Raw genomic sequence first — 12,217 nt, 5'->3', positions numbered from 1 at the left:
CTCTGTTTACTCCAGTCTGGATATATAAGCGGGCCGATAATCGCGCCCGCAAAATCATGAATTTATGGGTTTACCGGATCCAGCCAGCCCCATTTATCTTCAGTTTCGCCGGTGAACAGGCCAAAGAAGGCCTGCTGGATACGTTTCGTCACCGGACCGCATTTACCTTCGCCTACTTTAATGCCATCGACGCTACGCACTGGCGTAATTTCAGCCGCGGTGCCGGACATAAAGACTTCATCGGCCAGGTAGAGAGACTCACGTGACAGCACCTGCTCACGCACTTCAATGCCAGCGTCTTTCGCCAGTTTGATAATGGCATCGCGGGTAATGCCAGGCAGTGCGGAGGAGGTAAACGGCGGGGTAAACAGGATGCCATCTTTCACTTCAAACAGGTTTTCGCCCGCACCTTCAGAAATATAGCCGTTGGTATCCAGCGCAATGCCTTCCTGGTAACCATGGCGACGCGCTTCGCTGCCCACCAGCAGTGAGGAGAGGTAATTACCGCCCGCTTTCGCCGCGGTAGGGATCGTGTTAGGCGCTACGCGATTCCACGAAGAGACCATCGCATCGATGCCCTGCTCCAGCGCTTCTGCGCCCAGGTAAGCGCCCCACGGAAAGGCGGCAATGATGACATCAGTGCTGTAGCCATCCGGTGGGTTAACGCCCAGACCAACATCACCAACAAAAGCCAAAGGACGAATATAAGCACTCTGCAGCTTGTTCACTCGCAGCACTTCACGACAGGCTGCCATCAGCTCATCCACGCTGTGCTTCAGCGGGAATCGATAAATTTTGGCAGAGTCGTGCAGGCGCTGCATATGTTCACGGTGGCGGAAAACCACAGGCCCCTTGTGGGAGTCGTAGCAGCGGACGCCTTCAAAAACAGACGTGCCGTAATGCAGGGCATGAGACATAACGCTGACTTTCGCCTCTTCCCATTTCACCATCTCACCGTTGAACCAGATAAAGTCTGCTTTCTTCGTACTCATTCTTATTTCCTTTCGCGACTATGCGCGGATTTGTTGTGTTGTCTGTTGTTGAATCTGGACGCAAGCGACATCCATCAGTTTGCTCAGCTGTGTTGACAGTAAATCGACTGAGCGCTGGCTGGCAACGGTCATTTCGATATTAATATTCTCGGCGTTAGCCACGCTGGCCATATTCATAGCACAGACCTGAAAGCCGCGATGACGAACAACGCGCAAAATACGCTCCAGAACTTCAGGCCGGAAACGCGCTTCGATAGACAACTGGTGCAGGTTCATACGGTTTTCTCCATCATATTTGCGTTGCTGGCGCCAGGGGGCACCAGAGGCCAGACGTTCTCAAGTTCATCAATAGCCACATGCAACAGATAAGGGCCTTCACTGTTCAGCAGCGCATCTAATGCGGCGTCGACCTGATCTTTACGCGTGATACGCTGGCCAGGAATATCAAAAGCGCGTGCCAGCATCAGAAAATCGGGATTATCGGACAGATTGGTTTCACTGTAGCGCTCGGAAAAAAACAGCTGCTGCCACTGGCGCACCATGCCTAAACGCTGGTTATCCATCAGTACGATTTTTATCGGCAGCTTTTTACGCTTAATGGTGCCCAGCTCCTGCACGTTCATCATGAAAGAGCCATCGCCCGATACGCAGATGACACAATCTTCAGGCCGGGCGACCTGAGCGCCAACCGCGGCTGGCAAACCGAACCCCATGGTTCCCAGCCCGCTGGAAGTGATAAAATTCTCCGGCGCGCTGAATGACATATGCTGCGCCGTCCACATTTGATGTTGACCAACGTCAGTTGTGACAATCGCGCTTTTAGCTTTGCGATCTGACAGCTGGCGCAAAAACAGAGGCGCGTAGATGGCCTCGCCCGGATGATCGTAACGCCAGCGGTGCTCACTCTTCAGCGCAATAATCTCAGCGCGCCATTCATCGATATCACAGGGTTGCGCCAGCTCCGGCAACAGCTCATTAAAATCACCCTGTAAGCCAACGTGCGCCCGACGCAGCTTGTTCAGCTCAGCCGGATCGATATCCATATGGATAACGCTGGCATGCGGTGCAAAAGTATCAAGCTTGCCGGTCACCCGGTCGTCAAAACGGGCGCCTACGGCAATCAGCAAATCACACTGCTGTACGGCCAGGTTCGCCGCTTTCGTGCCATGCATCCCCAACATTCCGAGGTAACAGGCATCGCTGGCATCCGGCGCGCCCAGACCTTTCAGCGTTGCTACCGTTGGAATACCGGTTTGCTGAACGAACGCGCGCAACGCCGGTACGGCCTGGGCAATGCCTACGCCGCCGCCGACATACAAAACTGGCTTTTTCGCCTGCGCAATCAGCGTGCGTGCCTGCTGTAACTCATGATGAGGATGCGCAACCGTCTCGGCTACGGGCAGCAAATGCGGCGTTAACTCGCCGCTGGCTACCTGAATATTTTTGGGGATATCAACCAGCACCGGGCCGGGACGACCAGATTGCGCTATCGCAAAAGCTTCTGCCATTACTTCAGGCAGCGTCTCTAACGACTCAACCAGAAAGCTGTGTTTAGTGCAGGCCAGAGATAAACCCAGTACGTCAATTTCCTGGAAGGCATCGGTGCCGATAAGCGGGGCGGCAACCTGGCCGGTGATAGCGACAACGGGTACAGAATCCATCATGGCATCGGCAAGGCCGGTGATCAGATTGGTGGCACCCGGCCCGGAAGTCGCTATACAGACGCCCACGTTACCGGTTGCACGGGCATAGCCGATGGCGGCCATGGCAGCGCCCTGCTCATGACGGCACAGTAGGTGTTCAACGCCTCCATCATACAGCGCATCGTAAACCGGCATAATCGCGCCACCCGGATAACCGAACACGGTTTTTACCCCTTGCGCACGCAACGCTTGAACCACCCACTGAGCACCTGTCATCGTTATTCCCCTGCCTGGTCCCGGGAACAACAGTATTTTATGCTACTGTACATTGTTTGTTCCTCTTTCATTAACTATCCCGATACCTGACCATAAAAAAACCCCCGGACCTTTCGGTGCGGGGGTTCTTTTAGATTCAGGCTTGATTTTTAAGCCTTTCTTCCTCCGAGCGCAGCCCCGCACGGTGTGATAATAATCACCACCACGCTAATCACGACTAGGCTAATCACTCGTAGAAGGGCTTTCATATGCTGTTCAAAATTTCACTTATTCGAAGTAATGCCTAAAGAGTTATCACAGACAGGCATGCCTCTACAACCTTTTTCATCACAAAATTTTATATCTGCTTTAGCCATATTTAAAAATAGCCTTTCATTTCAAATGGGTAGCTAACATTGAAAGTTATTCATTACGAACCTGTCGCAATGAGTTATCCAGGATGAAATCCTTTCCTGCTTGAGCAGGTTTTTAATTTTATGAACGTAGAAGCAAAACTTTTCGGCAAGGCACGCAACTTTATTTAACCAGCATCGCCTTGTTGCCGCACCCTCTGCATACTTCTGTCAACATGACACAAGGAGCGAGTATGTCTTTATCCCGCGTTATTACACGTGCGGCACTGGGCGTAGAAGCGCCGCTAGTGACGGTGGAAGTTCATATAAGTCGTGGTTTACCTGGCCTTTCGCTGGTTGGGTTACCTGAAAAAACGGTGAAAGAAGCGCGTGACAGGGTGCGTAGCGCGATTATTAATAGCGGCTTTGATTTCCCGGCAAAGCGTGTCACGGTTAATCTGGCTCCTGCTGATTTGCCAAAAGAAGGCGGCCGCTTTGATCTCCCCATTGCTGTTGCCATTCTTGCCGCTTCAGAGCAACTTCCTGACGTAGAACTGGCTCAGTTTGAATTCCTGGGAGAGCTGGCGCTTAGCGGTGCGCTCAGAGGCGTACAGGGCGCGATTCCCGCAGCAATGGCCGCCAAAGAAGCGGGCAGAAGATTAATTTTACCTGCTGAAAATGCTGCCGACGTGGGTTTAGTCCAACAGGGGGAATCACTGGTTGCTGAAAGTCTGATGGAGATCTGTGCTTTTCTCTTACAGCAGCACTCTCTCTCACCTGGGAAAGCAGATGAGGTGGTTAACGAAGAGAAAAGCGAGGACTTGTGCGATATCATCGGTCAACAGCAGGGAAAGCGAGCGCTGGAAATCGCCGCAGCAGGAGGACACAACCTACTGCTTATTGGCCCGCCGGGAACAGGAAAAACTATGCTGGCGATGCGGCTAACCGGGCTATTACCTCCCCTTACCGAACGTGAAGCATTAGAGTGCGCCATTATTGCCAGTATCGTAAAAAGCGGCGATGTGCATAAACAATGGCGCAGGCGACCGTTTCGGCTTCCCCATCATAGTTCAACGCTCTATGCGCTTATCGGCGGTGGTAGCATTCCGCAGCCCGGCGAAATTACCCTGGCACATAACGGAGTACTGTTTCTGGATGAACTTCCTGAATTCAATCGGAAAACGCTCGATGCGTTACGTGAGCCGTTAGAAACCGGTGAAATTACCATTTCGCGTGCACGGGCCAGGGTAACCTGGCCTGCACGCTTTCAACTGGTTGCCGCAATGAATCCCAGCCCAACCGGACATTATCAGGGTAATCATAATCGCAGCACGCCACAGCAAACGCTGTGTTATCTCAGCCGCTTATCAGGCCCCTTTCTCGATCGTTTCGACCTTTCTCTGGAGATACCGCTGTTGCCGCCAGGAATGTTAAGCCAGCCGCAAAAAAACGCCGAGGGCAGTAATGAGGTCCGGTCACGGGTGCTGGAAGCGCGTGAACGTCAGCTGGCGCGCCAGGGGAAAGTGAATGCGTTAATGAGTAATGCAGAAGTACAGCAATGGTGTGGGTTGCAACAAGCCGATGCAGAATGGCTTGAATCAGTATTGGTTAAACTGGGGCTTTCTGTCAGAGCCTGGCAACGCTTGTTAAAGGTCTCACGTACCATCGCTGATTTAGCAGGGGAAAAAAAGCTTAGTCGTGCACATCTGTTGGAAGCTTTAAGCTATCGCGGCATGGATCGTATGATGGCGCATTTGCATAAAAGCCTGGAATAGAAATGGGGCCGCAGCCCCATTTTAACGTCAGATGATTGTCATCTCTTCTGAAGAAGGTTTTGCTTAATCGTCAGAATCGCTATAGTCTTCAACGCCTTCCATTTGTGGCTTACCACCTGAAAGAGTATGAAAGCGTTTTGGACGCTTGATACGCGTCATATACTTACTCCATACGCGCTCAGCTTCAGTTTGTGGTTCACGTAAACCACGACATACTTCTATGAACTGACGCTCTTCTTCTGTCACAGGCTCACGTCTGGACAGATCAAGCTCATTAAACGCGTAACCGTGCCTTTCGAGAAGCTGAGCTTCTTTAATTGTAAAGTCACCATGACGCGAAAACCCACGCGGGTAGTGTTTGTTATCAAAAAAACGATTAGTTGTTGCGAAGCTATCCGCCATTTTACACGCTCCTAACTCTTCTATGGCCGTGCGATTTATGGCGCGGAGTATTAGTTAGGCTTGACAGAGTGTAAAACAAAACATTTAAATCATTACGACAAACAAATTTTTGGGAGTGGGCTGTGGATACGGAATTATTAAAGACCTTTCTTGAGGTAAGCAGAACGCGCCATTTTGGCCGCGCAGCAGAAGCCCTCTACCTTACGCAATCTGCAGTGAGTTTTCGCATCAGACAGCTGGAAAATCAGCTGGGTGTTAATCTTTTTACCCGTCATCGTAATAATATTCGACTCACTTCTGCCGGCGAGCGTCTGCTCCCCTATGCTGAAAGCCTGATGAGTACCTGGATGATGGCAAAAAAGGAAGTCGCGCACACTCAGCAGCATCATGAGCTGTCGATAGGTGCCAGCGCATCCCTTTGGGAGGCTTACCTTACGCCATGGCTGCAAACGCTGTACGAAAACCGTGAAAGCCTGCACCTTGAGGCACGCGTTGCACAGCGGCACTTACTGGTTAAACAACTGCACGAACGTCAACTTGATCTACTGATTACCACCGAAGCACCTAAAATGGATGAGCTGACCAGCCAGCAAATCGGACATATTTCACTAACGCTATTTCGCTCGCGCAAAAGTGAAAAGCGGGAAAAATATGACTATATCAAACTGGAGTGGGGAGCGGATTTCCATCAGCATGAAAGCTATCTGGCCGGTGCGGATGATGTTCCCGTACTGACAACGACATCAGCGCATTTAACCCGTCAGTTACTCCATACTACAGGCGCCTGCGCCTTTCTACCGGATAACTGGATACAACTGTATCCTGATCTAACGGTTATCCCTGACACGCCCGTGGCCGTCAGGCCGTTATACGCGGTTTGGCTACAAAACAGCGATCAGCAGTCTCATATTCGTCAGTTACTGAAGTTTCCGGTACTGGTGCCAGCATAATTTATTAAAAACAGTAAAGCGGAAGTTATAACAGAAGAGGGATGAGGGGAATATTCCGTTCATCCTGCCATCATAAAAGCGGTGACTGGCTAACGGAAAGCAAAAAAAAATCCTTTGCGTTAGCAAAGGATTATTTATCTGGCAGGGGCGGAGGGACTCGAACCCCCAACACCCGGTTTTGGAGACCGGTGCTCTACCAATTGAACTACGCCCCTAAATAAGGGTGGCGGTGCGGACGGGACTCGAACCCGCGACCCCCGGCGTGACAGGCCGGTATTCTAACCGACTGAACTACCGCACCACCGAATACTGCATTACCAGCGGGGTCTCGCTGATAACCGGTGTTACCTTTTCAGGTATTACCTTAATTTGATGCCTGGCAGTTCCCTACTCTCGCATGGGGAGGCCCCACACTACCATCGGCGCTGCGGCGTTTCACTTCTGAGTTCGGCATGGGGTCAGGTGGGACCACCGCGCTCTCGCCGCCAGGCAAATTCTGTTTCCGCACGCCGCCCGCAGGGCCACGCACGCATATCCGTCAACAAGGCTGAAAATACTCTCAGTTCCCAAAACGCTTCCGGCGTTGTAAGGTTAAGCCTCACGGGTCATTAGTACCGGTTAGCTCAACGCATCGCTGCGCTTACACACCCGGCCTATCAACGTCGTCGTCTTCAACGTCCCTTCAGGGGGCTCAGGGCCCCAGGGAAGACTCATCTCGAGGCAAGTTTCGTGCTTAGATGCTTTCAGCACTTATCTCTTCCGCACTTAGCTACCGGGCAGTGCCATTGGCATGACAACCCGAACACCAGCGGTGCGTTCACTCCGGTCCTCTCGTACTAGGAGCAACCCCTCTCAGTCTTCCAGCGCCCACGGCAGATAGGGACCGAACTGTCTCACGACGTTCTAAACCCAGCTCGCGTACCACTTTAAATGGCGAACAGCCATACCCTTGGGACCTACTTCAGCCCCAGGATGTGATGAGCCGACATCGAGGTGCCAAACACCGCCGTCGATATGAACTCTTGGGCGGTATCAGCCTGTTATCCCCGGAGTACCTTTTATCCGTTGAGCGATGGCCCTTCCATTCAGAACCACCGGATCACTATGACCTGCTTTCGCACCTGCTCGAACCGTCACTCTCGCAGTCAAGCCAGCTTATGCCATTGCACTAACCTCACGATGTCCGACCGTGATTAGCTGACCTTCGTACTCCTCCGTTACACTTTGGGAGGAGACCGCCCCAGTCAAACTACCCACCAGACACTGTCCCCACGCCAGATTATGGCGCCAGGTTAGAACATCAAACATTAAAGGGTGGTATTTCAAGGATGGCTCCGTGCGAACTGGCGTCCGCACTTCACTGCCTCCCACCTATCCTGCACATCAAGGCTCAATGTTCAGTGTCAAGCTGTAGTAAAGGTTCACGGGGTCTTTCCGTCTTGCCGCGGGTACACTGCATCTTCACAGCGAGTTCAATTTCACTGAGTCTCGGGTGGAGACAGCCTGGCCATCATTACGCCATTCGTGCAGGTCGGAACTTACCCGACAAGGAATTTCGCTACCTTAGGACCGTTATAGTTACGGCCGCCGTTTACCGGGGCTTCGATCAGGAGCTTCAGGTTGCCCTTAACCCCATCAATTAACCTTCCGGCACCGGGCAGGCGTCACACCGTATACGTCCACTTTCGTGTTTGCACAGTGCTGTGTTTTTAATAAACAGTTGCAGCCAGCTGGTATCTTCGACTGGCTTCGGCTCGGGGAGCAAGTCCCTCCACCTACGCGCCAGCGTGCCTTCTCCCGAAGTTACGGCACCATTTTGCCTAGTTCCTTCACCCGAGTTCTCTCAAGCGCCTTGGTATTCTCTACCTGACCACCTGTGTCGGTTTGGGGTACGATTCGTTGTTACCTGATGCTTAGAGGCTTTTCCTGGAAGCAGGGCATTTGTTGCTTCAGCACCGTGGTGCCTCGTCATCACGCCTCAGCCTTAACTTTCCGGATTTGCCTGGAAAGTCAGCCTACACGCTTAAACCGGGACAACCGTCGCCCGGCCAACATAGCCTTCTCCGTCCCCCCTTCGCAGTAACACCGAGTACGGGAATATTAACCCGTTTCCCATCGACTACGCCTTTCGGCCTCGCCTTAGGGGTCGACTCACCCTGCCCCGATTAACGTTGGACAGGAACCCTTGGTCTTCCGGCGAGCGGGCTTTTCACCCGCTTTATCGTTACTTATGTCAGCATTCGCACTTCTGATACCTCCAGCAGACCTCACAGTCCACCTTCAGCGGCTTACAGAACGCTCCCCTACCCAACAACACTTACGTGTCGCTGCCGCAGCTTCGGTGCATGGTTTAGCCCCGTTACATCTTCCGCGCAGGCCGACTCGACCAGTGAGCTATTACGCTTTCTTTAAATGATGGCTGCTTCTAAGCCAACATCCTGGCTGTCTGGGCCTTCCCACATCGTTTCCCACTTAACCATGACTTTGGGACCTTAGCTGGCGGTCTGGGTTGTTTCCCTCTTCACGACGGACGTTAGCACCCGCCGTGTGTCTCCCGTGATAACATTCTCCGGTATTCGCAGTTTGCATCGGGTTGGTAAGCCGGGATGGCCCCCTAGCCGAAACAGTGCTCTACCCCCGGAGATGAGTTCACGAGGCGCTACCTAAATAGCTTTCGGGGAGAACCAGCTATCTCCCGGTTTGATTGGCCTTTCACCCCCAGCCACAGGTCATCCGCTAATTTTTCAACATTAGTCGGTTCGGTCCTCCAGTTAGTGTTACCCAACCTTCAACCTGCCCATGGCTAGATCACCGGGTTTCGGGTCTATACCCTGCAACTTAACGCCCGGTTAAGACTCGGTTTCCCTACGGCTCCCCTATACGGTTAACCTTGCTACAGAATATAAGTCGCTGACCCATTATACAAAAGGTACGCAGTCACCCCATAAAGAGGCTCCCACTGCTTGTACGTACACGGTTTCAGGTTCTGTTTCACTCCCCTCGCCGGGGTTCTTTTCGCCTTTCCCTCACGGTACTGGTTCACTATCGGTCAGTCAGGAGTATTTAGCCTTGGAGGATGGTCCCCCCATATTCAGACAGGATACCACGTGTCCCGCCCTACTCATCGAGCTCACAGCACATGCATCTTCGTGTACGGGACTGTCACCCTGTACCGTGCGCCTTTCCAGACGCTTCCACTGACACACATGCTGATTCAGGCTCTGGGCTGTTCCCCGTTCGCTCGCCGCTACTCAGGGAATCTCGGTTGATTTCTTTTCCTCGGGGTACTTAGATGTTTCAGTTCCCCCGGTTCGCCTCATGCCACTATGTATTCATGACATGATAGTGCAACGGATTGCACTGGGTTTCCCCATTCGGGTATCGCCGGTTAATAGCGGTTCATATCACCTTACCGGCGCTTATCGCAGATTAGCACGCCCTTCATCGCCTCTGACTGCCAGGGCATCCACCGTGTACGCTTATTCGCTTAACCTCACAACCCGCAAGCGTCTTGCGACACTCGTGAGTGCGAGAATTGAGAGAATCGTGAACAACAATAAAGTTGTTCCGTTTTCAATTTTCAGCTTGTTTCCGGATTGTTAAAGAGCAAAACTTCACAGTACATTCGCAAATGCACTCTGGAGTGTTCATCAACCAGCGGTTGATGGTGGAGCTAAGCGGGATCGAACCGCTGACCTCCTGCGTGCAAGGCAGGCGCTCTCCCAGCTGAGCTATAGCCCCAGATGTGTTGTAAAACCCGCGAAGAACCGAAATTCTTTTTCAGGCAAGGCGTACGTTCGGGAAGTTTACTGTGGTAAACGACCGGGCGTATAACGCAGCTTGAGAAAGAATTTGGTAGGCCTGAGTGGACTTGAACCACCGACCTCACCCTTATCAGGGGTGCGCTCTAACCACCTGAGCTACAAGCCTGCCGGGGTTTTACTGCTCATTACTTCTATCAGACAATCTGTGTGAGCACTTCACGGGCAGGATTCAGCATGGTAAGGAGGTGATCCAACCGCAGGTTCCCCTACGGTTACCTTGTTACGACTTCACCCCAGTCATGAATCACAAAGTGGTAAGCGCCCTCCCGAAGGTTAAGCTACCTACTTCTTTTGCAACCCACTCCCATGGTGTGACGGGCGGTGTGTACAAGGCCCGGGAACGTATTCACCGTGGCATTCTGATCCACGATTACTAGCGATTCCGACTTCACGGAGTCGAGTTGCAGACTCCGATCCGGACTACGACGCACTTTATGAGGTCCGCTTGCTCTCGCGAGGTCGCTTCTCTTTGTATGCGCCATTGTAGCACGTGTGTAGCCCTGGCCGTAAGGGCCATGATGACTTGACGTCATCCCCACCTTCCTCCGGTTTATCACCGGCAGTCTCCCTTGAGTTCCCGACCGAATCGCTGGCAACAAAGGATAAGGGTTGCGCTCGTTGCGGGACTTAACCCAACATTTCACAACACGAGCTGACGACAGCCATGCAGCACCTGTCTCACGGTTCCCGAAGGCACTTCCGCATCTCTGCAGAATTCCGTGGATGTCAAGGCCAGGTAAGGTTCTTCGCGTTGCATCGAATTAAACCACATGCTCCACCGCTTGTGCGGGCCCCCGTCAATTCATTTGAGTTTTAACCTTGCGGCCGTACTCCCCAGGCGGTCGACTTAACGCGTTAGCTCCGGAAGCCACGAGTCAAGCTCACAGCCTCCAAGTCGACATCGTTTACGGCGTGGACTACCAGGGTATCTAATCCTGTTTGCTCCCCACGCTTTCGCACCTGAGCGTCAGTCTTTGTCCAGGGGGCCGCCTTCGCCACCGGTATTCCTCCAGATCTCTACGCATTTCACCGCTACACCTGGAATTCTACCCCCCTCTACAAGACTCTAGCCTGCCAGTTTCGAATGCAGTTCCCGGGTTGAGCCCGGGGATTTCACATCCGACTTGACAGACCGCCTGCGTGCGCTTTACGCCCAGTAATTCCGATTAACGCTTGCACCCTCCGTATTACCGCGGCTGCTGGCACGGAGTTAGCCGGTGCTTCTTCTGCGGGTAACGTCAATGAACCAGGTTATTAACCTTGCTCCCTTCCTCCCCGCTGAAAGTACTTTACAACCCGAAGGCCTTCTTCATACACGCGGCATGGCTGCATCAGGCTTGCGCCCATTGTGCAATATTCCCCACTGCTGCCTCCCGTAGGAGTCTGGACCGTGTCTCAGTTCCAGTGTGGCTGGTCATCCTCTCAGACCAGCTAGGGATCGTCGCCTAGGTGAGCCGTTACCCCACCTACTAGCTAATCCCATCTGGGTTCATCCGATGGTGTGAGGCCCGAAGGTCCCCCACTTTGGTCTTGCGACGTTATGCGGTATTAGCCACCGTTTCCAGTGGTTATCCCCCTCCATCGGGCAGATCCCCAGACATTACTCACCCGTCCGCCACTCGTCAGCAGAGCAGCAAGCTGCTCCCTGTTACCGTTCGACTTGCATGTGTTAGGCCTGCCGCCAGCGTTCAATCTGAGCCATGATCAAACTCTTCAATTTAAAAGTCTGATGCTCAAAGAAAAACGTCGTAATGAATTACGTGTTCACTCTGAGACTTGATACTGCAATAGTTTTTGCGATATCCCGTCCGTGAGTGCCCACACAGATTGTCTGATAAATTGTTAAAGAGCGGCGCCACATTCTTCAGTGGCGCGGGCTGCGTATACTACGCTTTCCCGCTGAAGAGTCAAGAGTTTATTTTCTTTTCCCTTCCTGACAAGGCCGACTAAGAAGCCGTTGTTCCGTGTCAGTGGAGGCGCATTATAGGGAGTTCTTTTTGCCTGACAAGTACTAATTTCAAAA

7 protein-coding genes, 4 tRNA genes and 3 rRNA genes are annotated in these 12,217 nt (G+C 52.6%); 2 read left to right on the top strand and 12 right to left on the bottom strand.

Annotated elements, in window-relative coordinates:
• Positions 1-62: 62 nt before the first annotated feature.
• From ilvE to ilvL, 4 genes are all read right to left on the bottom strand, one after another.
• Positions 63-992, bottom strand: coding sequence for a branched-chain-amino-acid transaminase (ilvE, locus tag B1H58_RS08410; protein WP_085069423.1), 930 nt, complete (start codon positions 990-992; stop codon positions 63-65).
• Positions 993-1,010: 18 nt separating this feature from the next.
• Positions 1,011-1,268, bottom strand: coding sequence for an acetolactate synthase 2 small subunit (gene ilvM / locus B1H58_RS08405; protein ID WP_085069421.1), 258 nt, complete (start codon positions 1,266-1,268; stop codon positions 1,011-1,013).
• Positions 1,265-2,911 (bottom strand): acetolactate synthase 2 catalytic subunit, encoded by a 1,647-nt coding sequence (gene ilvG, locus B1H58_RS08400; RefSeq protein ID WP_085069419.1) that lies wholly within the window; start codon positions 2,909-2,911, stop codon positions 1,265-1,267. Before ilvG ends, ilvM begins: the two co-directional genes overlap by 4 nt.
• 149 nt (positions 2,912-3,060) lie before the next feature.
• Positions 3,061-3,159, bottom strand: a complete 99-nt coding sequence (gene ilvL, locus B1H58_RS08395) for an ilv operon leader peptide (RefSeq protein ID WP_071883719.1) — start codon at positions 3,157-3,159, stop codon at positions 3,061-3,063.
• 338 nt (positions 3,160-3,497) lie between these two features.
• Between ilvL and B1H58_RS08390 the strand changes: the two genes are divergently transcribed.
• Entirely contained in the window at positions 3,498-5,018 is a 1,521-nt protein-coding gene (locus B1H58_RS08390) for a YifB family Mg chelatase-like AAA ATPase (protein ID WP_085069417.1), read from the top strand.
• Positions 5,019-5,081: 63 nt separating this feature from the next.
• Here B1H58_RS08390 and B1H58_RS08385 read toward each other — a convergent pair whose 3' ends face one another.
• Entirely contained in the window at positions 5,082-5,420 is a 339-nt protein-coding gene (locus B1H58_RS08385) for a MaoP family protein (RefSeq protein WP_085069415.1), read from the bottom strand.
• A gap of 122 nt (positions 5,421-5,542) precedes the next feature.
• On the opposite strand from B1H58_RS08385, the gene hdfR reads away from it, so the two are divergent.
• A complete protein-coding gene (gene hdfR / locus B1H58_RS08380; RefSeq protein ID WP_085069413.1) occupies positions 5,543-6,370 on the top strand; it encodes an HTH-type transcriptional regulator HdfR in 828 nt (275 codons plus the stop codon).
• 139 nt (positions 6,371-6,509) lie between these two features.
• On the opposite strand, the gene B1H58_RS08375 is transcribed toward hdfR, so the two are convergent.
• The 7 genes from B1H58_RS08375 to B1H58_RS08345 form a co-directional block, all read right to left on the bottom strand.
• Positions 6,510-6,585, bottom strand: a tRNA-Trp gene (locus B1H58_RS08375).
• A gap of 9 nt (positions 6,586-6,594) precedes the next feature.
• A tRNA-Asp gene (locus tag B1H58_RS08370) sits at positions 6,595-6,671 on the bottom strand.
• Positions 6,672-6,744: 73 nt separating this feature from the next.
• Positions 6,745-6,860 (bottom strand): 5S ribosomal RNA (gene rrf, locus B1H58_RS08365).
• A gap of 97 nt (positions 6,861-6,957) precedes the next feature.
• Positions 6,958-9,863: ribosomal RNA gene (locus tag B1H58_RS08360) — 23S ribosomal RNA — on the bottom strand.
• Positions 9,864-10,035: 172 nt separating this feature from the next.
• Positions 10,036-10,111, bottom strand: a tRNA-Ala gene (locus B1H58_RS08355).
• 112 nt (positions 10,112-10,223) lie between these two features.
• Positions 10,224-10,300 (bottom strand) — tRNA-Ile (locus tag B1H58_RS08350).
• Between the two features lie 72 nt (positions 10,301-10,372).
• Positions 10,373-11,914 (bottom strand): 16S ribosomal RNA (locus B1H58_RS08345).
• Together the 16S, 23S and 5S rRNA genes with 4 tRNA genes alongside form the textbook arrangement of a ribosomal RNA operon.
• Between the last annotated feature and the right edge of the window lie 303 nt (positions 11,915-12,217).

It is taken from the genome of Pantoea alhagi, assembly GCF_002101395.1.
In the GTDB taxonomy this organism is placed as follows: domain Bacteria; phylum Pseudomonadota; class Gammaproteobacteria; order Enterobacterales; family Enterobacteriaceae; genus Mixta; species Mixta alhagi.
This window is presented reverse-complemented; position numbering and strand designations above follow the sequence as displayed.